This is a genomic window from Pseudomonas brassicacearum, from assembly GCF_918698105.1.
GTDB classification, from domain to species: Bacteria; Pseudomonadota; Gammaproteobacteria; order Pseudomonadales; family Pseudomonadaceae; genus Aquipseudomonas; species Aquipseudomonas brassicacearum_F.
Genome location: NZ_CAKKMI010000072.1, coordinates 1 through 23,871, shown reverse-complemented (window position 1 = coordinate 23,871; position 23,871 = coordinate 1). Strand labels below are relative to the sequence as shown.

Below are 23,871 nucleotides of genomic sequence, written 5' to 3'. Positions count from 1 at the left end.
GGACGCCACATGCGCCTGTTTTGCTCACTGACCTTGTTGTTGACCCTGGTCGCTCCCCTGGCGTTTGCCGACGACCTGTATCAGGTTGAAATGATCCTGTTGCGCCAGAACGCCGAGCCGGCGATTGTCAGCCGTGCCGCACCGGAAGACTGGGACGCCGGCGCGCAACGCCTGGGTGCGGACAGCCAGCGCACGCCGGCCATGGGCAACATCGTCGAGAAACTCACCGCCAGCGGCCAATACACGGTATTGATGCACAAGGCCTGGCAGCAGACCCTTGGCGAGCAGGGACGCAAAATCGCCATCAGCGACGGTGCCGAACAGTTTGGGCAATTCCCCATCGAAGGTACCTTGGAGCTGAAGCTGGGCCGTTTCACCGACGTGGATGCCGATTTCTGGATCAACCAGATCAACGCCAATGGCCTGGTCACCGCCAGCGAGCGCCTCAAGCAGCAGAGCCATACCAAGAACGGCCAACTGAACTTCCTCGACAACGGTCATCTTGGCCTGCTGATCAAGATCACCTCGTTGACCGCGCCCGCGCCACGGCAGGCACCTGAAGTCATTCCGGACTGATCGGCGCGCCTATGCCCTCGCCCCTGAGCAAACCCCTGGCACCTTCCTGGGTCAATCGATTCAAGGAACAGAGCCTGGAGCGCGGGCGCCGTTACGCCTTGGAGAACCGCGTCAGGATCGTCGAGGCCGGCGACAGCACCATCACCGCCAGCTGCGAAGGCTCTGGCGGTAACGTCTACCGTCAGACCATTCGCCTTAAAGAGTCAGCCAAGGGCACGCTGATTCTGCTCGAAGCCGCGTGTTCCTGCCCGGTGCGCATCAACTGCAAGCACTGCGCGGCGGTGTTGCTGCAAGTCCAGGAAACCCTGGCCTACCCGGCCGCCGAAAAAGACGCGCAGTTGCTGGAGAAGCTCCAGGCCGTGCTGGACAACCGCAGCCCCAAGGCCCCGCCACAAGTGCTGGTGGACAACGTGCAACCGGTGCCGCGCCTTTGGCTGGCCAGTGTCGAGTTCAGCGCCTTCGAGCCGCGCAACGGCAAGATGCAGCGCTACATCCAACACCGCGCCGCGCTGTCGTTCAGTTACCTGGATGAATACGTCAGCGGCCAGCGCAACACCGACGTGCTGATTCGCCAGGAAACCCAGACACTGCGGATAAAACGCCACACCGACGTGGAACAGTCCTACCGCGAACAGCTGCGAATCCTCGGCTTCAAGGTCGCGACCCGACAAAGCAAGGCCCTACCGGAAAGCGCCGGCGAACTGTATGAAATGGTCAACGACAGTGCCTGGCTGACCTTCACCCTCAATGACCTGCCGAAACTGCGCAGCCAGGGCTGGGAACTGCAGATCGACGAGGACTTCGGCTTCGACCTGACAGCAGTGGACGAGTGGTACGCCACCGTCGAGGAAACGCCGGAGCGGGGCTGGTTCGACCTCGAACTGGGGATCATCGTCAACGGTGAGCGCCTGAGCCTGCTGCCGATCCTGTTGAACCTGATGCGCTCGCACATCGAATTGTTCAACCCGGAACGCCTGGCCCGGCGTCGGGACGATGAACTCATCCTGGTCACCCTGCCCAACCGTCCGAACTCGGAGTTCGGCCCGCAGCAGGTGGCCCTGCCCTATGGCCGGTTGAAACCGGTGCTGGCGACCCTGGGCGAGTTTTACCTGCAAGAGCCTGGCACCACCAAACTGCGCCTCAACAGCGCGGACGCCCTGCGCCTGAATCCGCTGCAGGACATGCCGTTGACCTGGGAAGGTGGCGAACACATTCGCAGCCTGGCCCAGCGCCTGCGGGACATCAAGGACTACACCGCCACCGCGCCCGAGGGCCTGAACGCGACGCTGCGGCCTTATCAACTCGAAGGCTTGAGCTGGATGCAATCGCTCAGGCAGCTGGAAGTCGGCGGCATTCTCGCGGACGACATGGGCCTGGGCAAAACCCTACAGACCCTGGCGCACATTCTCAGCGAAAAAAACGCCGGACGCCTCGACCGACCGTGCATGGTGGTGATGCCCACCAGCCTGATCCCCAACTGGCTCGACGAGGCCGCTCACTTCACACCGCAGCTCAAGGTATTGGCGCTTTACGGCGCCGGGCGCAAAAAGCATTTCGACCGATTGGCCGATTATGACCTGGTCCTCACCACCTATGCCCTGCTGCCCAAGGATGTCGAGCGCCTGGCCACGCAGCCATTGCACGTGCTGATCCTCGATGAAGCCCAGTACATCAAGAACCCCACCAGCAAAGCCGCCCAGGCCGCCCGCGAGCTCAACGCCCGCCAGCGGCTGTGCCTGTCCGGCACGCCGCTGGAAAATCACCTGGGAGAATTGTGGTCGCTGTTTCATTTCCTGCTGCCGGGGTGGCTTGGGGACGTCAAGAGCTTTAACCGCGATTACCGTGTACCGATCGAAAAGCGTGGCAGCGATGTACGACTGCAGCACCTCAACGGTCGGATAAAACCCTTCCTGCTACGCCGGACCAAGGAACAAGTGGCGACAGAGTTGCCGCCCAAAACCGAGATCATCCATTGGGTCGAGCTCAGCGACGCCCAGCGGGACGTCTACGAAACCATGCGCCTGGCGATGGACAAGAAGGTCCGCGATGAGATCACCCGCAAAGGCGTGGCCCGCAGCCAGATCATCATTCTCGAAGCGCTGCTCAAGCTGCGCCAGGTGTGTTGCGACCTACGCCTGATCAACGACGCCACCCTGCCCGCCCGCGGCAGCACCTCGGGCAAGCTCGACAGCCTGATGGAAATGCTCGAAGAGCTGTTTGAAGAAGGTCGCCGGGTGCTGTTGTTTTCCCAATTCACGTCCATGCTGGCGCTGATTGAAGAGGAGCTGAAGAAACGCGGCGTCGAGTACGCCATCCTGACCGGCCAGACCCGCGACCGGCGCACGCCCGTCAAGGAATTCCAGAGCGGCAAGCGTCAGATATTCCTGATCAGTCTGAAGGCCGGTGGTGTAGGCCTGAACCTGACCGAGGCCGACACAGTGATTCACTACGACCCGTGGTGGAACCCGGCCACCGAAAACCAGGCGACCGACCGCGCCTACCGCATCGGCCAGGAAAAGCCGGTGTTCGTCTACAAGCTGATCGCCCGAGGCACGGTGGAAGAGAAGATCCAGCTGCTGCAAAAGGAAAAATCCGACCTCGCGGCCGGCGTGCTGGACGGACGCGTGGCCGGAGACTGGAAACTGCAGAGCGACGATATCGAAGCCTTGTTCGCACCGCTGCCGGACAAACTGGAAAAGCGCTAACCCCCCAAACCCTTGTGGGAGTCTTGTGGGAGCCAAGCTTGCTCGCGATAGCGGTGTCTCGGCTGGCGCAGATGTTGAATGTGCCGCCGTCATCGCGAGCAAGCTCGGCTCCCACAGGGGATCTTGGGTGTCTTGAGTCTTGTGTTCACCGCAGATCGACTGTGGGAGCGAGCTTGCTCGCGATGGCACTGGCTCAGATCACGCAGATGTTACTCCGCGACTTTCAACAGACGCTAATCAACCAGTTGGGCAGCCCTCAGCGCCCCGAGCGCCACCAGCCAGCGAGGGTCCTGGCGGTATTCAGTAGAGGCAAAGGCCTGGCCGCGCATGCGGGCGATCCGTGCAGAAGGCGTGACCTTCAGGCGCTGGGCAGCGCTCAAGGCCAGCTCTGCAGCCGCGCGGTCATTGCACACCAAGCCCATGTCGCAACCCGCCGTCAAAGCAGCCTCGATACGACTGGCAGCATCACCGACCACATGAGCACCGGCCATCGACAGATCATCACTGAAGATCACCCCATCGAATTGCAACTCGCCGCGCAGGATATCCTGCAGCCAGCGGCGGGAAAACCCGGCTGGATTGGGGTCAACCTGCGGGTAGATGACATGGGCCGGCATGACGGCGGCCAGTTGTTTGCTCAGCCTGGCAAACGGCACCAGGTCGTTGGCGCGAATCTGCTCCAGGCTGCGCTCATCATTCGGAATGGCCACGTGGGAATCGGCCTCGGCCCAGCCATGCCCCGGGAAATGCTTGCCCGTGGCGGCCATCCCGGCGGCGTTCATGCCGCGGATGAAGGCACCGGCCAATAATGCAGCGCGCTCGGGGTCACCCTCGAAGGAACGACTGCCGACGACGGCGCTGCGCTGGTAATCGAGGTCCAGCACCGGGGCAAAACTCAAGTCGAGACCGACCGCCAGCACTTCAGTGGCCATGATCCAGCCGCACTGCTCGGCCAGGTATTCGGCGTTCGGGTTGTCGGCTATCGCCCGCATCGCCGGCAACCGCACAAATCCCTGGCGCAGCCGCTGGACACGACCCCCTTCCTGATCCACCGCCAATAAAAGGTCGGGGCGGATGGCGCGGATCGACGCGCTCAGCTCGCGTACCTGACGCGGATGCTCGATATTGCGGGCAAAGATGATCAGGCCGCCTACCTCGGGCTGGCGCAACAAGTGGCGATCTTCGGCCGTCAGCCAGGTACCGGCGACGTCCACCATCAACGAGCCTTGCAGGCCAGCAGTCATAGCATTTCCTTAATAACGATGAACCCGCGTAGCAACACAGACACGACCACACCGCTGGGCCCAAGGCCCGGCAGGCCGCGGTCATGCAATAAAAAATGGAGCGGGTTCGAAACGAGAGTCGGCATGGGCGGCTAGCTTAGCGGATGTAGGCAGCCGCGCCCACCCATGCACTTACGCCTTGGCGAGCGCCGGCGCCGATTTACTGCGCGGACGCAATTGCGCGGCAGCCATGGCGTCATCGGTGACGCCACTTTCGGCACGCATGCCGGCTGCCAGGAACGGCACCATCAGGCGCATCACCTGTTCGATGGAGGTGTTCACGCCAAAGTCGGTTTCAGCAATGGCGCGCAACGCCTTGATACCGGACATGCTGAACGCCGCGGCGCCGAGCATGAAGTGCACGCGCCAGAACAACTCGATGGGCGGAATCCGCGGTGCGGCCTCATTGACCAGCAGCATGTAGCGACGGAACACCTTGCCGTACATGTCTTCCAGGTAACGTCGCAAGTGGCCCTGGCTCTGACTGAAAGCAAGGCCCAACAGACGCATGAAAATGGACAGGTCGTTGCCGCTGCGCGGTTGCACGACAAGGGCTTGCTCGACCAGGATTTCCAGCAACTCTTCCAGGGTCGGCTTGACGTCAGGCTTGGCCTGCCGGCGCTCCAGCTCGCGATCGAGGCTGAGGCAGAAAGGCCCGAGGAATCGTGAGAATACCGCCTGGATCAGGGCCTTTTTCGAGCCGAAATGATAGTTCACCGCCGCCAGGTTCACCCCGGCCTTGCTGGTGATCAGACGCAACGAGGTTTCAGCGAAACCTTTTTCCGCGAACAACTGCTCGGCAGCATCGAGAATGCGTTCAACGGTTTCCGACTGGGCCATGGTTACTCCGCCTGACAAACACTTGTTTGAAACATACGTTTCAGCCTAGGGGTTGTCAAGCCTGCCGGGGCGTTTTGCGAACGCCCGGTCACGTATTTAACCACACCTTTTCACGGGTGGTAGCCATGGCGCATCCAACAGCCCGACCGACCGTCCAGCGGCCGGTGAAAAAAGGAGGATTGCCAAGCGCTGTCCACTGTATATAATCCCAGTCACTGTATAAAAAGACAGAGCGATCAATATGCTAAAGCTGACGCCACGCCAAGCAGAGATTCTGGCCTTCATCAAACGTTGCCTCGAAGACAATGGCTACCCGCCGACCCGTGCGGAAATCGCCCAGGAACTGGGGTTCAAGTCGCCCAACGCGGCTGAAGAACACCTCAAGGCGCTGGCGCGCAAGGGGGCGATCGAAATGACCCCGGGCGCATCCCGTGGCATTCGCATCCCCGGCTTCGAAGCCAAGGCCGACGAAACTACCCTGCCGATCATCGGTCGGGTAGCGGCAGGTGCACCGATCCTGGCCCAGCAGCATGTCGAGGAATCCTGCAACATCAACCCTTCGTTCTTCCATCCTCGGGCCGACTACCTGCTTCGTGTACACGGCATGAGCATGAAGGACATCGGCATCTTCGACGGTGACCTCTTGGCCGTCCACACCACCCGCGAAGCCCGCAATGGCCAGATCGTGGTGGCGCGAATCGGCGACGAAGTGACCGTCAAGCGCTTCAAGCGCGACGGCAGCAAGGTCTGGCTCATCGCCGAGAACCCCGAGTTCGCGCCCATCGAAGTGAATCTGAAAGATCAGGACCTGGTCATCGAAGGCTTGAGCGTCGGCGTCATTCGCCGCTAAAGGAGGCTTTATGCAGTTCCCTCACACACCACAACACACACAACTTCCGCTGTTCGAGGCATTCATGGCCCAACCGCTGGTTCCAGTCCTGAAAGAGGTCATCGAGTCGCCCTGGGGCGTCGAGCCCGAGGCTTTCAGCGAACTGTCGTTACGTGGTGCGGCCGGAAACTGCCTGAACCTGCTGGCGCCGATTCTGCGAGAACTCAGCCAGGACCAGGATGCTCGCTGGCTGACCCTGATCGCACCTCCGGCCAGCGTCACCCAGGCCTGGCTGCGGGATGCCGGCCTGAACCGCGAACGCATCCTGTTGTTGCAGCCGCGGGGCACCCAAAGCGCCCAACAGTTGACCTGCGAAGCCTTGCGCCTGGGCCGCAGCCACACCGTGGTCAGCTGGCTCAACCCGTTGACCGCCACCGCACGGCAACAGTTGATCAGCGCCGCCCGTACCGGGGACGCACAAAGTCTGAATATTCGATTGGGCTAAGACAAACGCGGGGCTTCTCCAAGGCAGAGAAGCCGACCAGCCACACTATCCATAAAAGCCGACAAACGGGATCAATGAAGAACCCGCGGCCCCTCTTCCTTGTTGAATTCGCCTTCAACCAGGCGACCTGCCATCTGAACGCCCACGCTCAGCATCGCCTTGGCGACTTCGACGTGTTGGCCCTGGAGGAATACCTTGGCATCTTCGGAGAAGTTCAGGGTAACCAGAGAACCCTCGTCCTCAGCCCTGCGCAGCTCGATGCGGCCATCAGGAAGTTCGACAATTTCTAGAAAGGACGTAGGCATAAAAGTCTGTTCTCCACGAAAGGCGAGGATTATATAGTCATCGGCCAGGCTCCGCTCGGGATCTTGACCAAGCGTTGTCAACGAACGTAACGGGCCGAGGGAAAACTCAGCACTCGTTCAACCCTTCACGAAAGCGTATCGCCAGGCTCTTGAGGTTCTGGCGCCAACTCTCCAGCTCCTCCCGACTCAATTCCTGCTCGGGTTCTTGTTCGTCCAGATTGACCGCCACGATCAACGGCTGGGTCACGTCCCCCTTGGGCTTGCGCGGGGCACGTGGCGGTTCGAACAGCGCCGCATGGGCCGCCAATAGCTTTGCCAGCCAGGTTTCCGGGTTATGCGCCAGCTCGACCATTTCGGCCAATTCCGGGATAGCAATGGTTTCCAGCACTTCGCGGGTCAACAACAGCTCGGCCCGCGGTGCATTCGCTTGAGGCAAGCGATAGAAACCGGCGATTTCATGGCACAACCCCAACAACGCGCCGTACAGGTGAAACAGCACGGATTCGCGCCCTGCCTGGAGCAGCGCCGGGGAATTCATCGCACGTCCGTCCTCGGCCCTGGTGAGCGCTTCAAGCGACAGACCGGCGAAGTAGATTTTCTGATTGGTGCGGGTATAGAGTTCGTGGGCCATGGCGGCATCTCCCCAACGAAATGAAAGCTTCACGCAAGTGCGACAGTGTCATGGATCAACCAAGGCCACTGCAAGCCAAAAACAAAAAGGCCGCATGAAAACCTATGGGTTTCATGCGGCCTTTTTGTACATCGAGGTTAATGGACCGAGAGAGCCTCGCTAGCCCCCGATCGTCAAACAGGCGCTATCAATCAGCGCTTGTCTTCAACCGTCCACTTACCGCCGTCGTAGTAGGCTTTCCAACCGGTCGGCTTGCCGTCGACTTCGGTCTGCACGTATTGCTCCTTGGTCTTGCGGCTGTAGCGAATGACCGCTGGGCGCCCGTCCGGATCCTTCTGCGGCGCTTCGCAGAGGAAATGGTACTTGGGATCGATCTCGTCCTTGTGCGGCACGATCTCCATCACCAGCGGTGCACGGGTCTCACGGTTTTTCGGGAACTGGCTGGCCGCCAGGAACAGGCCGGAGGCACCGTCGCGCAGGATGTAGGTGTCGTTGACCTTCTCGCACTTGAGCTCAGGCATCTTCACCGGGTCCATCTTCGGCGGCGCCGCGTCACCGCTCTTGAGCAGTTTGCGGGTGTTCTTGCAGGTCGGGTTGGTGCAACCGAAGAACTTGCCGAAACGACCGGTCTTGAGCTGCATCTCGCTGCCACACTTGTCGCACTCCAGGCTCGGGCCTTCGTAGCCCTTGATGCGATAAGTGCCCTCTTCGATCTCGTAACCGGCACAGTCCGGGTTGTTACCGCAGATGTGCAGCTTGCGCTTTTCATCCAGCAGGTAGGCATCCATCGCCGTGCTGCAGATCGGGCAACGATGCTTGCCGCGCAGCACCAGGGATTCCGATTCGCCCTCGTCGTCCGCGGCGATTTCGTCGCCCGGCACCAGGTTGACCGTCGCCTTGCAGCGCTCCTTGGGTGGCAGGCTGTAGCCCGAGCAACCGAGGAACACGCCGGTCGAGGCGGTACGGATTTGCATCGGGCGCCCGCAGGTCAGGCACGGGATATCGGTCATGACCGGCTGGTTGGCGCGCATGCCGCTGTCAGGGCTTTCGGCCACTTCGAGCTTTTTCTTGAAGTCGCCGTAGAACTCGTCGAGAACGTTTTTCCAGTCGCGCTCGCCCTGGGCCACATCGTCGAGGTTCTCTTCCATACCGGCGGTGAAGCCGTAGTCCATCAGGTTCGAGAAGCTCTCGGACAAACGCTCGGTCACGATGTCGCCCATCTTTTCCGAATAGAAACGACGGTTGTGCAGCGCCACATAGCCGCGGTCCTGGATGGTGGAGATGATCGCTGCGTAGGTCGAAGGACGACCGATGCCGCGCTTTTCCATTTCCTTGACCAGGCTGGCTTCGGAGTAACGGGCCGGTGGCTTGGTGAAATGCTGTGTCGGATCAAGCTTGATCAGCTTCATCACGTCGCCCTGGGCCATGTCCGGCAGGACGTCGTCATCCCCAGGCTTGGTGATTTGCGGCATGACACGGGTGTAGCCGTCGAACTTCAGGATGCGGCCCTTGGCGCGCAGCTCGAAGTCGCCGGCACCGACGCTGACCGTGGTCGACAGGTATTGCGCCGGCAGCATCTGGCAGGCCAGGAACTGGCGCCAGATCAGCTCGTAGAGGCGCTCGGCATCGCGCTCCATGCCCGACAGCTTGCTCGGCTCGGTGTTGGCATCGGACGGACGAATCGCTTCGTGCGCCTCCTGCGCGCCCTCCTTGCTGCTGTAGACGTTAGGCGTCTCCGGCAGGTACTTCTTGCCGAACTCGCTTTCTATATAAGTGCGCGCCATCGCCACGGCATCGACCGAAAGGTTGGTCGAGTCGGTACGCATATAGGTGATGTAGCCGGCTTCGTACAGACGCTGGGCCATCATCATGGTTTTCTTCACGCCAAAGCCCAGGCGATTGCTCGCGGCCTGTTGCAACGTGGAGGTGATGAACGGTGCCGACGGCTTGCTGCTGGTCGGCTTGTCCTCGCGCTTGACGATGCTGTAGCTGGAAGCCTTGAGCTTCTCCAGCGCGGCCATGGCCTGGGCTTCGTTGAGCGGCTTGAAGGCCTCGCCCTTCTCCCGGGCCACGTCGAAGCGCACGGTGGCGCCCTTGGCGGTGCCGAGGTCGGCGTGGACTTCCCAGTACTCTTCAGGGATGAACGCACGGATCTCCCGCTCGCGCTCCACCACCAGCTTCACGGCGACCGACTGCACACGACCGGCTGACAGGCCGCGGGCGATCTTGGCCCACAGCAGCGGCGAGACCATGTAGCCCACCACGCGGTCGAGGAAGCGACGCGCCTGCTGGGCGTTGACCCGATCGATATCCAGCTCGCCCGGCTGGGAGAAGGCTTCCTGGATGGCCTTCTTGGTAATTTCGTTGAACACCACGCGTTTGTAGCGGCTGTCATCCCCACCAATGGCTTCGCGCAGGTGCCAGGCAATGGCTTCCCCTTCGCGGTCCAAGTCCGTCGCGAGATAGATGATGTCGGCATCCTTGGCGAGCCGGCGCAGCTCTTCGATGACCTTTTCCTTGCCCGGGAGGATCTCGTACTTGGCTTTCCAGCCGTGTTCCGGATCGACCCCCATGCGTGAGACCAGCTGCTTGCGCGCCTTTTCTTTCGGCGACAGCGCCGGCGCTTCACCGGCAGCAGCCTTGCCGCGCTTGGCGGCTGGCTCCTTGCTGGCGCTAGCCGAACCGCTGGTGGGCAGGTCTCGGATATGGCCGATACTCGACTTCACCACGTATTGGTTGCCCAGATACTTGTTGATGGTCTTGGCCTTAGCCGGGGATTCCACAATGACCAGCGATTTGCCCATGGATCAGAAAATTCCTGAATTCTAAAAAGTGAAAGGCGGTTGGCGCCTGACGCGGCACCGCTATATATAGTGGCTGCAAGGTGAGGTCAAGCGCAGGGTTGCCCGCATACCGGCCTCAAGGCTTGGAAAAAATGCTCTCCTCGGCCTGCACCAAAGCAAAGCGTGGCACCTGTTCGCCGTCAACCTCGACGGACTCCTGGAACATGCTCAGGGGACGTACCCAAAAGCCGTAATCGCCATACAGGGCTTGATAGAAGACCACTTCTTCCTCGGTCTCGGAATGCCGCGCGACACTGAATACGCGGTACTGCGGACCTTTGTAATGTTGGTAGAGCCCAGGTTGTATCGGCATGTTTTGGCCCTCACTCAAATTTTTTCAAAATAAAAACAAAATCTTTTTTTACTGAACCCGAAAAAACAAAAACCGGGGCACTTGGCCCCGGCTTCCATCAACGCGACGCTTAGATGCGTTCGAAGACAGTGGCGATGCCCTGGCCGAGGCCAATGCACATGGTCGACACACCAAAGGTGCCGCCATTCTGCTTCATGACGTTGAGCAGCGTGCCGGAGATACGCGCACCGGAGCAACCGAATGGGTGGCCCAAGGCGATCGCGCCGCCGTGCAGGTTAACCTTCTCGTTCATCTTGTCGAGCACTTTCAAATCTTTCAGCACTGGCAGGGCCTGTGCGGCGAAAGCTTCGTTGAGTTCGAAGAAGTCGATATCGGCAATACCCAAGCCTGCACGCTTCAAGGCTTTTTGCGTGGCCGGTACTGGACCATAGCCCATGATCGCCGGGTCCACACCCGCCACGGCCATCGAACGAATCACCGCCATCGGCTGGATACCCAGGTCCTGGGCACGCTGGGCCGACATCACGATCATGCACGAGGCACCATCGGTGATCTGCGACGACGTACCGGCTGTCACGGTGCCGCCCTTTGGATTGAATGCCGGCTTGAGGGCCGCCAGGCTTTCCAGGGTGGTTTCCGGACGAATGGTTTCGTCGTAGTCGAACAGCTTCAGGAAGCCGTTCTCGTCGTAGCCCTGCATCGGGATGATCTCATCCTTGAACTTGCCTTCCACGGTCGCCTTGTGGGCGAGCTGGTGGGAGCGCACGCCAAAGGCGTCCTGCTGTTCGCGGGTAATGCCGTGCATTTTGCCAAGCATTTCCGCAGTCAGGCCCATCATGCCCGAGGCTTTCGCCGCGTACAGCGACATGTGCGGGTTTGGATCGACGCCATGCATCATGCTCACATGGCCCATGTGCTCGACACCACCGACGACGAACACGTCACCGTTGCCGGTCATGATCGCCTGGGCGGCGGTGTGCAGCGCGCTCATGGACGAACCGCACAGGCGGCTGACGGTCTGGCCCGCCGCCGTGTGAGGAATCTGGGTCATCAGCGAGGCCATGCGGGCGATGTTCCAGCCCTGCTCCAGGGTCTGGTTCACACAGCCCCAGATCACGTCTTCGACTTCGCTGGGGTCGACCTTGACGTTGCGCTCCAGCAGCTTGCTGATCAGGTGCGCCGACATGTCTTCGGCGCGGGTGTTGCGGTGCATGCCGCCCTTGGAGCGGCCCATCGGCGTACGACCGAAGTCGACAATCACGACGTCTCTAGGATTCAAGCTCATAAATGTTCTCTCGCTCTAGTCGTTGGGCGCTTAACCGAAGAAGCTCTGGCCGTTCTTGGCCATTTCACGCAGCTTCGCGGTCGGGTGGTACAGCGCGCCCAAATCAGCGTACTGGTCAGCCAGGGCAACGAACTCGGCCACACCGATCGAATCGATGTAGCGCAGCGCACCGCCACGGAATGGAGGGAAACCGATACCGTAGACCAGACCCATGTCGGCTTCGGCGGCGGTTTCAACAATGCCGTCTTCCAGGCAACGCACGGTTTCGAGGCACAGCGGGATCATCATCCAGTTGATGATGTCCTCGTCGGTGACTTCGCGCTGCTCGTAGACGATCGGCTTGAGCACTTCCAGCACCGACGAGTCGGCGACTTTCTTCTGCTTGCCGCGCTTGTCGGTCTCATAGGCGTAGAAGCCCTTGCCGTTCTTCTGGCCCAGGCGCTTGGCTTCGTAGAGCACGTCGACAGCCGAACGACGGTCGTCCTTCATGCGGTCCGGGAAGCCTTCGGCCATGACGTCGCGGCCGTGGTGGCCGGTGTCGATGCCGACCACGTCCATCAGGTACGCCGGGCCCATCGGCCAGCCGAATTTTTCCATGATCTTGTCGATGCGCACGAAGTCCACACCGGCGCTGACCAGCTTGGCGAAACCGCCGAAGTACGGGAACAGCACGCGATTGACCAGAAAGCCCGGGCAATCGTTGACGACGATCGGGTTCTTGCCCATTTTCTTGGCATAGGCCACGGTGGTGGCAATGGCACGTTCGCTGGACTTCTCGCCACGGATCACTTCCACCAACGGCATCATGTGCACCGGGTTGAAGAAGTGCATGCCGACGAAGTTCTCCGGACGCTTGAGGGCCTTGGCCAGCAGCGAAATGGAGATGGTCGAGGTGTTCGAGGCCAGGATGGTGTCCTCTTTGACCTGGTCTTCGACTTCAGCCAGTACCGCCTGCTTGACCTTCGGGTTCTCGACAACGGCTTCGACCACCAGGTCGACATGGCCGAAATCGCCGTAGGACAGGGTCGGACGAATGCCGTTGAGCACTTCGGCCATCTTCGCAGCGGTCATGCGACCTTTGTCGACACGGCCGACCAGCAGCTTGGCGGCTTCGGCCAGGCCTTGCTCGATCCCGTGTTCGTTGATGTCCTTCATCAGGATCGGCGTGCCTTTGGACGCCGACTGGTAGGCGATACCGCCCCCCATGATGCCGGCGCCGAGCACGGCGGCCTGCTTCACGTCACTGGCGATTTCGTCGTAGGCCTTGGCCTTTTTCTTCAGTTCCTGGTCATTGAGGAACAGACCGATCAGGCTTTGCGCAGCCGAGGTCTTGGCCAGCTTGACGAAGCCGGCGGCCTCGACTTCCAGAGCCTTGTCGCGACCGAAGCTGGCGGCTTTCTGGATGGTCTTGATCGCTTCGACTGGCGCCGGGTAGTTCGGGCCTGCCTGACCGGCCACGAAACCCTTGGCGGTTTCGAAGGCCATCATTTGTTCGATGGCGTTGAGCTTGAGCTTTTCCAGCTTCGGCTGACGCTTGGCCTTGTAGTCGAACTCGCCGCTGATGGCGCGCTTGATGGTTTCAAGGGCCGCTTCCTGGAGCTTGCCAGGTTCGACCACGGCATCCACGGCACCGACCTTCAGCGCGTCTTCAGCACGGTTTTCCTTGCCGGCGGCAATCCACTCGATGGCGTTGTCGGCACCGATCAGGCGCGGCAGGCGCACGGTGCCGCCGAAGCCTGGGTAGATGCCCAGCTTGACTTCCGGCAGGCCGATCTTGGCGGTGGTGGACATGACGCGGTAATCCGCCGCCAGGCACATTTCCAGGCCGCCACCCAGGGCGATGCCGTTGATGGCCACGACGGTCGGTACGTTGAGGTCTTCGAAGTCGCTGAAAATACGGTTGGCTTCGAGGTTGCCAGCGATCAGTTCGGCATCGGGCAGCTTGAAGTTGTCGACGAACTCGGTGATGTCGGCGCCGACGATGAACACGTCCTTGCCGCTGCTGACGATCACACCCTTGATCGACGCATCTGCCTTGATAGTGTCCACGGCCTGACGCAATTCATTCAGGGTTAGACGGTTGAACTTGTTGACGGACTCACCCTTGAGGTCGAATTTCAATTCGACGATGCCACTTTCAAGAGCCTTAACCGTGATGGCTTTACCTTCGTAAATCATCAACTGATCTCCACGATATGGAAGCTGAACAGTACACGTTGAACGCTGACCACTGGTTGGGCATTGACGTTACCGTCGATGCTACGCCAATCCGCCAGGCACACCCGTCAACGCGATAGTCGGGGTCTGTAGGAGCATTCTGAAAATACAAACGCTCAATTCATACGCCCGTTTGATTTGGGTACGTCACCTTCACGGAATTTCCGACAATTGTCAATCGCCCTAAACACAGGCGTTAACGCGACTTCTCGGTCATTTCCGTACCGTGCGGATCCGCAACACGGCGCCGCATGAGTCGCTATTCATAGGATCAATAATTAGAAAAATCGCCCTAATTCCAGACAGACCGGATCCAGCCGTCTACGCTGTCGGGACGCGATTGAAGATTGGGAACAAAGGACGTTACGAACGAACGCCCTGGCATGAGATTGATTACCGGCCTGCCTGGCCAACCCGCCCGATGAGACTGTCGGGCTTTTTTATGCCTCAGGCCAGCGCCTTGAGCACCACGCAAATATCTTGCAAAACAGCTGCTTCGCCCTTCTCACCCCAGTACAAGGCGATCATTTGCCGGTCGGCTTCGACCTTGTAGACGTTGGCCGGCAATTTTTCGAAATGATTGAGCAACGCCTCATCCTGGCAGACTTCTCGCCATTGGTTGACCCAGACGCCTGGCGCAGTCTGCCAATAGCTCCAGACCGCCGGGTCCTTGCCACGCCGGGGCCGGTGGTACTGGGCGCAGGGGTTTGGCGGCTGCTGGCCGAGCCAGTGCGGCCACTCCTGCGGCGCCAGCTGCATGGCCAGGCCCAGGCGTCGCGCCTCCATGCGCAAGGCCATGCGACCGCTCTGAACACGGGACGGACGCAACCATGCCAGCGGACTTAACACCACCAACAGGATTGACACCACTATCCAGACCGTCATATTCGTACTCCCGAATTCTGATGAGCCCATTGAGCCACGTCGCCGTCAATGCGCTTGAAACCAGCCATACTTACCGTATCGCAATTCTCTGGAGTGCTTCCCATGTACTACGAACACATTCTGGTCGCCGTCGACCTCACTGAAGAATGCGATCCGGTCGTCAAGCGCGCCCTCGCCCTTTGCGAAGGCCGGGACACCAAGCTGTCGCTGGTGCACATCGTCGAACCGATGGCCATGGCCTTTGGCGGCGACGTACCCATGGACCTTTCCCAGTTGCAACAGCAGCAATTCGACCAGGCCAAGGAACGCCTTGACCGGCTGATCGTGAAATACCCTGCCCTGAAGAAGGAATTCAGCCACCTGACCTACGGCCAGCCGCGCCAGGAGATCCATCACCTGGCCAAGGAACAGGGCTGCGACCTGATTGTGGTCGGCAGCCACGGTCGCCACGGCTTGGCACTGTTGCTGGGCTCGACCGCCAACGACGTGCTGCATGGCGCGCCTTGTGATGTGCTGGCGGTACACCTGATCAAGCGCGCATAAACCCTGTGGGAGCGAGCTTGCTCGCGAAAGCGTCATAACGGTCAATATCGAAGTCGACTGATACACCGCTATCGCGAGCAAGCTCGCTCCCACAGGGGATGGTATTTCAAATAAAAATCCCGGCGCTCATAACTAAGCGCCGGGACTTCTTATCTCAATGGTTCAAGCGTCCAGCTCAGCCCAACGCTCGACCAATGCATCCAGTTCAGCCTGCAACTGCTCCAACTGCGCAATCACCTTGGCGGTTTCGGCCGCTGGTCGCTGGTAGAACCCGGCCTCAGCCATTTCCGCTTCCACCGCGGCGATCTGCTGTTCCTTAGCGTCGATATCACCCGGCAGCGCCTCCAGCTCACGCTGCAGCTTGTAGCTGAGTTTTTTCTTGGCCGGTGCCGGAGTCGCTGCAGCCGCTACCGGGGCCGGCTCGGCCTTGACCACCGCCGAATTCAGGTCGGCCTTGCCGGACTTGCTCTCGGTGACGCCCAGCAGACGCGGCGAACCGCCCTGGCGCAGCCAGTCCTGATAACCGCCGACGTATTCACGCACCAGGCCTTCGCCTTCGAACACCAGGGTGCTGGTGACCACGTTGTCGAGGAATGCCCGGTCGTGGCTGACCATCAGCACGGTGCCGTTGAAGGTCAACAACACTTCTTCCAGCAATTCCAGGGTTTCCACGTCCAGGTCGTTGGTCGGTTCGTCGAGCACCAGCAGGTTCGCCGGCTTGCTGAACAACTTGGCCAGCAACAGACGGGCGCGCTCGCCACCCGACAACGCCTTGACCGGCGTACGGGCACGCTGGGGGCTGAACAGGAAATCGCCGAGGTAGCTCAGCACGTGGCGGCTCTGGCCATCGATGTCGATGAAATCGCGACCTTCGGCGACGTTATCGATCACAGTCTTTTCCAGGTCCAACTGATGGCGCAACTGGTCAAAGTAGGCGACGTCGATCTTCGTGCCCTCTTCCACCTTGCCGCTGGTCGGCACCAGGCCGCCGAGCATCAGCTTGAGCAAGGTGGTCTTGCCGGTGCCGTTGGCGCCCAGCAGGCCGATGCGATCGCCACGTTGCAGGACCATGGAGAAGTCCTTGATCAGGAACGGGCCGCCCGGGTGCGCGAAACTCACGTTCTCAAGGACCATCACCTGTTTGCCGGACTTGTCAGCGGTATCCAACTGAATGTTGGCCTTGCCGGTACGCTCGCGACGTTCACTGCGTTCCATGCGCAAGGCCTTGAGGGCCCGCACACGGCCTTCGTTACGGGTGCGACGGGCCTTGATGCCCTGGCGAATCCAGACTTCTTCCTGGGCCAGTTTCTTATCGAACAACGCGTTAGCGGTTTCTTCCGCTGCCAGGGCCGCTTCCTTGTGCACCAGGAAGCTGGCGTAGTCGCCGTTCCAGTCGATCAGGCCGCCACGGTCCAGTTCAAGGATGCGGGTCGCCAGGTTCTGCAGGAAGGAACGGTCGTGGGTGATGAACAGCACCGCCCCCTGGAAGTCCTTCAAGGCTTCTTCAAGCCAGGCGATGGCGCCGATGTCCAGGTGGTTGGTCGGTTCGTCGAGCAGCAGCAGGTCCGGCTCGGACACCAGGGCCTGGGCCAGCAGGACGCGGCGACGCCAACCACCGGACAACTCGGCCAGGGTCTTGTCGGCCGGCAGTTGCAGGCGGCTCAGGGTGCTGTCGACCAGTTGCTGCAAACGCCAGCCGTCTCGGGCTTCAAGGTCGTGCTGCACGTGCATCAACTTGTCCAGGTCGGCATCGGTGACGATGTTCTGGCTCAGGTGGTGATACTCGGCCAACAGCGCGCCGACACCGTCCAGGCCTTCGGCGACCACGTCGAACACGGTCCGCTCGTCGGCCACCGGCAGTTCCTGGGGCAATTCGCCGATTTTCAGGCCTGGCGCGCGCCAGACCGAGCCGTCATCGGGCTTTTGATCGCCCTTGACCAGCTTCATCATGCTGGACTTGCCAGTGCCGTTGCGGCCGATGATGCACACCCGCTCACCACGGGCGATCTGCCAGGACACCTTGTCCAACAACGGCATAGCGCCGAAAGCAAGGGACACATCGCTGAATTTGAGCAGGGTCATGAGCTTCTCCAAAAACCGGGCGCGCATTCTACCTGAGATGAGGCCTCAAGGGTCCGCCAATTTCGCCACCGAAGCACTCTGCATAACAAATGTTGCGAACTTGCATCGACGGCCCTGCAAAGCTTTCGCCAGCTGCTGGCAAAAGGCTAAGCTACAGACAGTTACCCTGGGTTACCCCTTGGGCTTGTCATGTTTTTTTATGCCCGGACGTCTCATGCGCAGTCGCCTTTTCAGTGTTTTATCGTGTCTTTTTGTATGTGCCACTGCCGTTCAATCCGCGCAGGCGGTGGATATCTCCACTCAACGCCAATATTACGACGAGGCCAAGCGCGCCTTGGCCAAGGGTGATTCCGGCCCCTACTTTCGCTACAGCCAGGCCCTGCGCGATTATCCGCTGGAACCCTACCTGGCCTATGACGAGTTGACCGCCCGCCTCAAGAGCGCCAGCAACGCCGAAATCGAGAAATTCCTCGCCGAACACGGTGACCTGCCCCAGGCCAACTGGATGAAGTTGCGCTGGCTGCGCTGGCTGACCGAGCGCGGTGACTGGGAGACCTTCGTCAAGTATTACGACCCCAAGCTCAATTTCACGGAACTGGACTGCCTTAACGCCCAGTACCAGATCAGTCATGGCTTGAAGGCCGAAGGCTATGCCAATACCGAAAAGCTGTGGCTCTCCGGCAAATCCCAGCCCCAGGCGTGCGATGCATTGTTCGGCCTATGGGCCTCCCAAGGGCAATTGACCGAACAGAAACGCTGGGAACGCACAAAACTGGCGGCCCAGGCCCGCAACTACCCGCTGGCCAACAGCCTGGTCAGCGGCCTGACCACCCTCGCCCCTCGCGGCAAGTTGCTGGTGGACGTGGCGCAAAAGCCCGAGTTGCTCAACCAGCCCTCGCGCTTCATCCCGGCCGATGAACCGATGTCCGATATCGTCAGCCTCGGCCTGCGGCGCCTGGCCCGCCAGGACCCGGAAAAGGCCATGGCGCTGTTGGACGGCTACGCCAGCACCATGCACTTTTCCCGCGATGAAAAAGTCGCGATTGCCCGGGAAATCGGCCTGACCCTGGCCAAGCGCTTCGACAGCCGGGCCTTGGACGTGATGACGAAATACGACCCGGAACTGCGCGATGACACCGTGTCGGAGTGGCGCTTGCGCCTGCTGCTGCGCCTGGCCCGCTGGGACGATGCCTACCAACTGACACGTCGCCTGCCCGAATCGCTGTCGAGCACCAATCGCTGGCGGTACTGGCAAGCCCGCACGCTGGAACTGGCGCAGCCGCAGAACCCCGAGGCGCTGGCGCTCTACAAGCACCTGGCCCGGGAACGGGATTTCTATGGTTTCCTGGCCGCCGACCGATCCCAGTTGCCGTACTCGCTTGTCAACAAGCCACTGGTGATGAGCCAGGCGTTGATCAACAAGGTTCGCAATACGCCGGGGATACGCCGGGCCCTGGAGTTTCATGCCCGTGGGGACATCGTCGACGGGCGCCGCGAGTGGTATCACGTCAGCCGTCATTTCAACCGGGACGAAATGGTCGCGCAGGCCAAACTGGCGTATGACCTGAAGTGGTATTTCCCAGCCATTCGTACCATCAGCCAGGCCAAGTACTGGGACGACCTGGACATCCGCTTCCCGATGGCCCACCGCGACACCCTGGTGCGCGAAGCCAAGATCCGCGGCCTGCATCCAAGTTGGGCGTTCGCCATTACCCGCCAGGAAAGTGCCTTCATGGACGACGCCCGTTCCGGCGTCGGTGCCGCCGGCCTGATGCAACTGATGCCTGGCACCGCCAAGGAAACCGCGCGCAAGTTCAGCATTCCCCTGGCCTCACCCCAGCAAGTGCTGAACCCGGACAAGAACATCCAGTTGGGCGCGGCGTACCTGAGCCAGGTTCACAGCCAATTCAACGGCAACCGCGTCCTGGCCTCGGCGGCCTACAACGCCGGCCCCGGTCGCGTGCGCCAGTGGCTACGCGGCGCCGATCACTTGAGCTTCGACGTCTGGGTCGAAAGCATCCCGTTCGACGAAACCCGTCAATACGTGCAGAACGTGTTGTCGTACTCGGTGATCTACGGCCAGAAACTCAACTCGCCGCAACCGCTGGTGGATTGGCATGAGCGGTATTTCGATGATCAGTGATTATTAGCGCAAGCTGTCGCCGAGAAGAAAAAATGCCCGCATCGAAAGATGCGGGCATTTCTTTTTTGCTCGGTTGCTCGACCTTGTGGGAGCGAGCTTGCTCGCGATAGCGGTGAGCCAGCTTGCATCCATGTTGAAGGTGCCACCGCCATCGCGAGCAAGCTCGCTCCCACAAGGGACCATACTTAGTCGGTTGCCGCCTCCAACCCCACATTGAACTGCAACGCCGCCAACCGCGCATACAGCGCGTTGCTGGCAACCAGCTCCTGGTGAGTGCCCACGGCAACCACCTTGCCCTGGTCCATCACCGCGATCCGGTCAGCGTTTTTCACCGTGGCCAGGCGGTGGGCGATGACCAGGGTGGTGCGGTTTTTCATCAGGTTGGGCAGGGCTTGCTGGATCAGGTGTTCGCTTTGCGCGTCGAGGGCGCTGGTGGCTTCGTCCAGCAGCAGGATCGGCGCGTCCACCAGCAACGCCCGGGCGATGGCCAGGCGTTGGCGTTGACCGCCGGACAAGCCCAGGCCACCGTCACCCAGGTGGGTCTGGTAGCCATCGGGCATTTTTTCGATGAAGTCGTGGGCGTGGGCAATCTGCGCGGCCTCACGCACTTGCTCGGACGTTGCGCCAGGGTTGCCGTAGCGAATGTTCTCTTCGACCGTACCGAAAAACAGTGCCGGGTTTTGTGAAACCAGGGCGAAGTGGCGGCGCAGGTCCAGCGGGTCGAGTCGGGTCAACGGCACGTCGTCGATCAGGATCTGCCCTTGCACCGGATCGTAGAAGCGCAGCAGCAGGTCATACACCGTTGACTTGCCCGCTCCGGAAGGCCCGACCAGGGCCAGGGTCTCGCCAGCCTTGATGGTCAGGTCGAGGCCGTCGACCGCATAGCTGTCCGGCCGGGAGGGATAGGAAAAACGCACCCCTTCAAGCCGCAAATCGCCCCGGACCCGCTCCGGCAAGGTGACAAGGCCTGAAGCCGGCGGCTGGATGATGTTCTCCGAACGCAGCAACTCGGCAATCCGCTCCGCCGCGCCCGCCGCCCGTTGCAGCTCGCCGATCACTTCGCTCAGGGTGCCGAAGGCGCTGCCGACGATCAGGCTGTAGAACACGAATGCTGCCAGCTCACCGCCGGAAATCCGCCCGGCGATCACATCCATGCCGCCGACCCAGAGCATCACCCCCACCGCGCCCAGCACCAGCACGATTACCAGGGTGATCAGCCAGGCCCGCTGGGCGATGCGCTTGCGGGCAGTGTCGAAAGCCTGCTCCACCGTCACGGAAAATCGTTGTTCGTCCTGGACCTGGTGGTTGTAGGCCTGCACGGTCTTGATCTGGCCAAGGGTTTCGGAAACGTAGCTGCCGACGTCGGCAATGCGGTCCTGGCTCTGGCGCGACAAACTGCGCACCCGGCGGCCGAAGACCAGGATCGGCGCCAACACCAGCGGCAGGGCAATCACCACGATGCTGGTCAGCTTGGGGTTGGTGATGAACAGCAGCACGATGCCGCCGACCACCATCAAGGCGTTGCGCAAAAACAACGACAGCGACGAACCGATCACCGATTGCAGCAAGGTCGTATCGGCGGTCAGCCGCGACTGGATTTCCGAACTGCGGTTGTTTTCGTAGAAACCGGGGTGCAAGTACACCAGGTGATTGAAGACCTGCCGCCGGATATCGGCCACCACCCGCTCGCCGATCCAGGACACCAGGTAAAAACGCGCAAACGTACCGATCGCCAACCCCACCACCAGCACCATGAACAGGCCGATGGATTGATTGAGCAGGTGCGGCGAGCGGGTCATGAAGCCCTGGTCCACCAGCAACCGGATGCCTTGGCCCATGGACAAGGTAATACCGGCGGTGACAATCAGGGCCAGCAAGGCGCCGGCGACCTGTTTGCGGTAAGGGGCGATGAAGCCGCTGGCCAGGCGTATGGCACGGCGATGTCGGGAAGAAAGCATCAAGGGCATCCGATAATGCAGCAGGAAAAAGGCCGGCCAGCGACGCCAAAGCGTAGCGGAACCAAGTTGAATCAGAATGAGTCAGGTTAAATATGACCACAACGACTAGAGGCTAGATGTTATCGGTCTAAAGTCTGGCTGGAAACGCAACTGTGTTTCTGATTGAGTGGAGGTGTCGCCATGAACCCACAAGGAGTGTCATGGCTCGGTCACCTGGCGACATTAAAGTAGGCACACAACCTGATGAGGAGACAGGCCATGTCCTTGCAACACAGCAGCGACGACAAGATTCAAGTAATCCGCACGCAACCGGACCAGTCTCTGGGCTGCTCGTTCATCGATGCCCAAGGGCGCGAAGTACCGATCACCGAAGACATGATCCAGAAAGCCTGCAGCGAGCTGGAAAAACGACTGGTCAAGCCTGCCGAACAAAAGTGATACAGCCCGTCTCGATTGGACCCGACCTTGATGTCGGGTTTTTTATGCCTGTTGATTTTGCAGGTTTTGGGCCAGGCTTTTGTGGCGAGGGAGCTTGCTCCCGCTGGGTTGCGAAGCAACCCCAGTTTCCAAAAAGCGACGACTGCTGCACAGCCGGGCGGGAGCAAGCTCCCTCGCCACAATAGCGCTCCGCGCTAGATGGCAGTGGCACCCAGCGCCGTCACGATCTGTTGCAAATCCGCCGACTGCCCGTCGATACAGACCTTCAAGCTGTCGATTTCCCGCCGTGGTGGATAATGCTTGCGCAAGGCATCGAACGCGCTGCGCTGTTCGCTGACCGTGCCCACCAGGCTGCGACGAAAGTTCGCGTCATCGCCGCGGGGGTCGTACACGCTGCGGCACAGCGCCGCCAAGGCCCAGGCCGGGTCGGTTGCGGCATCCAGGGTGATGCCACCCAGCCAAGGCCGAGGCAACAGGTCGCTGAGGGCGACTTCAACCGGCCTCTCCAGGAAAGCGCACAAGGCCTGGTAGATCTGGGCGGTGCCGCGCTGGCGGCCATCGAGGCTGTAACCGGCAATGTGCGGGGTGGCGATCACGCACAAATCGGCCAGGTCCACATCCACGGCGGGCTCCTGCTCCCAGACATCCAGCACCGCTTGCAGGTCTTCGCGTTCCAGCAACACTTCGCGTAGCGCGGCGTTGTCGATCACCGGGCCGCGGGCCGCATTGATCAGCCAGGTCCCGGGCTTGAGCTGGTTCAGGCGCGCTTCGTCGAACAGGTGCCAGGTCGGTTGCTCGCCGTCGCGGGTCAACGGTGTGTGCAGGCTGATCACATCGCACTGCTCGATGATCTGCTCCAGGCTCACATAGTCGCCCCCCTCGGCGGCCTGACGCGGTGGATCGCAGACCTTCACCGTCCAGCCCAGCCCCTTGAGCACCTCGATCAACCGCCCGCCCACCTGGCCTGCGCCGACCACGCCGAAGGTGCGCTGCTTGAGGTCCGCGCCTTCGATTTCAGCCAGGGTCATCAGGCTGCCCAGCACATAGTCCACCACGCCACGGGCATTGCAGCCCGGCGCGCTGGCCCAGCGGATACCGGCCTCGGCAAGATAGCCCAGGTCCAGGTGATCGGTGCCGATGGTGCAGGTGCCGACGAAACGCACCTTGCTGCCTTCCAGCAGGGCCCGATTGACCTGACTGACCGAGCGCACCAGTAGCACGTCGGCGTGCTCGACCATGGTCCGGTCGATCCCCCGGCCCGGTACCCGGCGGATGTCGCCGAACCCTTGGAAAAATGCATCAAGCAGGGGGATGTTTTCGTCGGCGACGATCAGCATGGCAGAGCTCCTTTGGCGGGAGGGGCAGTGTAGGCGTTCCTCGCCTCGATGGGCCAGCCCATTACTTCAGTGAACGCGTTTGTGGCGAGGGAGCTTGCTCCCGCTCGGGTGCGAAGCAGCCGCCAGCTTTTTGGGCCTGCTTCTCACCCGAGC

At 61.0% G+C, this 23,871-nt stretch carries 19 protein-coding genes; 7 read left to right on the top strand and 12 right to left on the bottom strand.

Annotated elements, in window-relative coordinates; all coding sequences use genetic code 11:
• Nucleotides 1-9: 9 nt before the first annotated feature.
• Entirely contained in the window at nucleotides 10-576 is a 567-nt protein-coding gene (locus tag LQ215_RS23250) for a CsiV family protein (protein WP_230152753.1), read from the top strand.
• Nucleotides 577-587: 11 nt separating this feature from the next.
• The gene (locus tag LQ215_RS23245; protein ID WP_230152752.1) at nucleotides 588-3,281 is read left to right on the top strand and encodes a DEAD/DEAH box helicase; all 2,694 of its coding nucleotides are present in this window, start codon (nucleotides 588-590) and stop codon (nucleotides 3,279-3,281) included.
• Nucleotides 3,282-3,514: 233 nt separating this feature from the next.
• On the opposite strand, the gene nagZ is transcribed toward LQ215_RS23245, so the two are convergent.
• Nucleotides 3,515-4,513 (bottom strand): beta-N-acetylhexosaminidase, encoded by a 999-nt coding sequence (gene nagZ / locus LQ215_RS23240; RefSeq protein WP_230152757.1) that lies wholly within the window; start codon nucleotides 4,511-4,513, stop codon nucleotides 3,515-3,517.
• Nucleotides 4,514-4,696: 183 nt separating this feature from the next.
• Complete coding sequence (locus LQ215_RS23235) at nucleotides 4,697-5,404, bottom strand: TetR/AcrR family transcriptional regulator (protein WP_230152751.1); 708 nt, start codon at nucleotides 5,402-5,404, stop codon at nucleotides 4,697-4,699.
• A gap of 241 nt (nucleotides 5,405-5,645) precedes the next feature.
• On the opposite strand from LQ215_RS23235, the gene lexA reads away from it, so the two are divergent.
• Complete coding sequence (gene lexA / locus LQ215_RS23230) at nucleotides 5,646-6,254, top strand: transcriptional repressor LexA (protein WP_003199651.1); 609 nt, start codon at nucleotides 5,646-5,648, stop codon at nucleotides 6,252-6,254.
• Nucleotides 6,255-6,264: 10 nt separating this feature from the next.
• Nucleotides 6,265-6,738 carry an SOS-induced cell division inhibitor SulA gene (gene sulA, locus LQ215_RS23225; protein ID WP_003199648.1) on the top strand — a complete coding sequence of 158 codons (474 nt, stop codon included), beginning with the start codon at nucleotides 6,265-6,267 and terminating at the stop codon, nucleotides 6,736-6,738.
• Between the two features lie 71 nt (nucleotides 6,739-6,809).
• Here sulA and LQ215_RS23220 read toward each other — a convergent pair whose 3' ends face one another.
• The 7 genes from LQ215_RS23220 to LQ215_RS23190 all read right to left on the bottom strand — a co-directional run bounded on the left by LQ215_RS23220 (nucleotide 6,810) and on the right by LQ215_RS23190 (nucleotide 15,217).
• Nucleotides 6,810-7,043 (bottom strand): hypothetical protein, encoded by a 234-nt coding sequence (locus tag LQ215_RS23220; protein WP_003183419.1) that lies wholly within the window; start codon nucleotides 7,041-7,043, stop codon nucleotides 6,810-6,812.
• Nucleotides 7,044-7,149: 106 nt separating this feature from the next.
• Nucleotides 7,150-7,674 carry a DUF6586 family protein gene (locus LQ215_RS23215; protein ID WP_003199647.1) on the bottom strand — a complete coding sequence of 175 codons (525 nt, stop codon included), beginning with the start codon at nucleotides 7,672-7,674 and terminating at the stop codon, nucleotides 7,150-7,152.
• 191 nt (nucleotides 7,675-7,865) lie between these two features.
• Nucleotides 7,866-10,478 carry a type I DNA topoisomerase gene (gene topA, locus LQ215_RS23210; protein ID WP_230152750.1) on the bottom strand — a complete coding sequence of 871 codons (2,613 nt, stop codon included), beginning with the start codon at nucleotides 10,476-10,478 and terminating at the stop codon, nucleotides 7,866-7,868.
• Nucleotides 10,479-10,593: 115 nt separating this feature from the next.
• Entirely contained in the window at nucleotides 10,594-10,830 is a 237-nt protein-coding gene (locus LQ215_RS23205; protein ID WP_230152749.1) for a DUF1653 domain-containing protein, read from the bottom strand.
• A 109-nt stretch (nucleotides 10,831-10,939) separates the two neighbouring features.
• Complete coding sequence (gene fadA / locus LQ215_RS23200) at nucleotides 10,940-12,115, bottom strand: acetyl-CoA C-acyltransferase FadA (RefSeq protein ID WP_230152748.1); 1,176 nt, start codon at nucleotides 12,113-12,115, stop codon at nucleotides 10,940-10,942.
• Between the two features lie 30 nt (nucleotides 12,116-12,145).
• Complete coding sequence (gene fadB, locus LQ215_RS23195) at nucleotides 12,146-14,293, bottom strand: fatty acid oxidation complex subunit alpha FadB (RefSeq protein WP_230152747.1); 2,148 nt, start codon at nucleotides 14,291-14,293, stop codon at nucleotides 12,146-12,148.
• A gap of 486 nt (nucleotides 14,294-14,779) precedes the next feature.
• Nucleotides 14,780-15,217: a hypothetical protein gene (locus tag LQ215_RS23190; protein ID WP_230152746.1), complete on the bottom strand. Its 438-nt coding sequence runs from the start codon at nucleotides 15,215-15,217 to the stop codon at nucleotides 14,780-14,782.
• Between the two features lie 102 nt (nucleotides 15,218-15,319).
• On the opposite strand from LQ215_RS23190, the gene LQ215_RS23185 reads away from it, so the two are divergent.
• On the top strand, nucleotides 15,320-15,760 hold the full coding sequence (locus LQ215_RS23185; protein WP_230152745.1) for a universal stress protein: 441 nt from the start codon (nucleotides 15,320-15,322) through the stop codon (nucleotides 15,758-15,760).
• 162 nt (nucleotides 15,761-15,922) lie between these two features.
• Here the strand turns inward: LQ215_RS23185 and LQ215_RS23180 are convergent, their stop codons facing one another.
• On the bottom strand, nucleotides 15,923-17,842 hold the full coding sequence (locus LQ215_RS23180; protein ID WP_230152744.1) for an ATP-binding cassette domain-containing protein: 1,920 nt from the start codon (nucleotides 17,840-17,842) through the stop codon (nucleotides 15,923-15,925).
• 214 nt (nucleotides 17,843-18,056) lie between these two features.
• Between LQ215_RS23180 and LQ215_RS23175 the strand changes: the two genes are divergently transcribed.
• Nucleotides 18,057-19,985: a transglycosylase SLT domain-containing protein gene (locus LQ215_RS23175; RefSeq protein WP_230152743.1), complete on the top strand. Its 1,929-nt coding sequence runs from the start codon at nucleotides 18,057-18,059 to the stop codon at nucleotides 19,983-19,985.
• A 185-nt stretch (nucleotides 19,986-20,170) separates the two neighbouring features.
• Here LQ215_RS23175 and LQ215_RS23170 read toward each other — a convergent pair whose 3' ends face one another.
• On the bottom strand, nucleotides 20,171-21,952 hold the full coding sequence (locus tag LQ215_RS23170; protein WP_230152742.1) for an ABC transporter transmembrane domain-containing protein: 1,782 nt from the start codon (nucleotides 21,950-21,952) through the stop codon (nucleotides 20,171-20,173).
• A 249-nt stretch (nucleotides 21,953-22,201) separates the two neighbouring features.
• Here LQ215_RS23170 and LQ215_RS23165 point away from each other — a divergent pair, with 249 nt between their 5' ends.
• Nucleotides 22,202-22,381 carry a PA1571 family protein gene (locus LQ215_RS23165; protein ID WP_003199629.1) on the top strand — a complete coding sequence of 60 codons (180 nt, stop codon included), beginning with the start codon at nucleotides 22,202-22,204 and terminating at the stop codon, nucleotides 22,379-22,381.
• Nucleotides 22,382-22,575: 194 nt separating this feature from the next.
• Here the strand turns inward: LQ215_RS23165 and pdxB are convergent, their stop codons facing one another.
• Nucleotides 22,576-23,718 (bottom strand): 4-phosphoerythronate dehydrogenase PdxB, encoded by a 1,143-nt coding sequence (gene pdxB / locus LQ215_RS23160; protein ID WP_230152741.1) that lies wholly within the window; start codon nucleotides 23,716-23,718, stop codon nucleotides 22,576-22,578.
• Nucleotides 23,719-23,871: the final 153 nt, after the last annotated feature.

Bases quoted from the DNA above. Each gene is read 5' to 3' on its own strand.
- LQ215_RS23250 (WP_230152753.1), top strand. From the start codon at position 10: ATGCGCCTGTTTTGCTCACTGACCTTGTTGTTGACCCTGGTCGCTCCC.
- LQ215_RS23245 (WP_230152752.1), top strand. From the start codon at position 588: ATGCCCTCGCCCCTGAGCAAACCCCTGGCACCTTCCTGGGTCAATCGA.
- LQ215_RS23235 (WP_230152751.1), bottom strand. From the start codon at position 5,404: ATGGCCCAGTCGGAAACCGTTGAACGCATTCTCGATGCTGCCGAGCAG.
- lexA (WP_003199651.1), top strand. From the start codon at position 5,646: ATGCTAAAGCTGACGCCACGCCAAGCAGAGATTCTGGCCTTCATCAAA.
- sulA (WP_003199648.1), top strand. From the start codon at position 6,265: ATGCAGTTCCCTCACACACCACAACACACACAACTTCCGCTGTTCGAG.
- LQ215_RS23220 (WP_003183419.1), bottom strand. From the start codon at position 7,043: ATGCCTACGTCCTTTCTAGAAATTGTCGAACTTCCTGATGGCCGCATC.
- LQ215_RS23215 (WP_003199647.1), bottom strand. From the start codon at position 7,674: ATGGCCCACGAACTCTATACCCGCACCAATCAGAAAATCTACTTCGCC.
- topA (WP_230152750.1), bottom strand. From the start codon at position 10,478: ATGGGCAAATCGCTGGTCATTGTGGAATCCCCGGCTAAGGCCAAGACC.
- LQ215_RS23205 (WP_230152749.1), bottom strand. From the start codon at position 10,830: ATGCCGATACAACCTGGGCTCTACCAACATTACAAAGGTCCGCAGTAC.
- fadA (WP_230152748.1), bottom strand. From the start codon at position 12,115: ATGAGCTTGAATCCTAGAGACGTCGTGATTGTCGACTTCGGTCGTACG.
- fadB (WP_230152747.1), bottom strand. From the start codon at position 14,293: ATGATTTACGAAGGTAAAGCCATCACGGTTAAGGCTCTTGAAAGTGGC.
- LQ215_RS23190 (WP_230152746.1), bottom strand. From the start codon at position 15,217: ATGACGGTCTGGATAGTGGTGTCAATCCTGTTGGTGGTGTTAAGTCCG.
- LQ215_RS23185 (WP_230152745.1), top strand. From the start codon at position 15,320: ATGTACTACGAACACATTCTGGTCGCCGTCGACCTCACTGAAGAATGC.
- LQ215_RS23180 (WP_230152744.1), bottom strand. From the start codon at position 17,842: ATGACCCTGCTCAAATTCAGCGATGTGTCCCTTGCTTTCGGCGCTATG.
- LQ215_RS23175 (WP_230152743.1), top strand. From the start codon at position 18,057: ATGCGCAGTCGCCTTTTCAGTGTTTTATCGTGTCTTTTTGTATGTGCC.
- LQ215_RS23170 (WP_230152742.1), bottom strand. From the start codon at position 21,952: ATGCCCTTGATGCTTTCTTCCCGACATCGCCGTGCCATACGCCTGGCC.
- LQ215_RS23165 (WP_003199629.1), top strand. From the start codon at position 22,202: ATGTCCTTGCAACACAGCAGCGACGACAAGATTCAAGTAATCCGCACG.
- pdxB (WP_230152741.1), bottom strand. From the start codon at position 23,718: ATGCTGATCGTCGCCGACGAAAACATCCCCCTGCTTGATGCATTTTTC.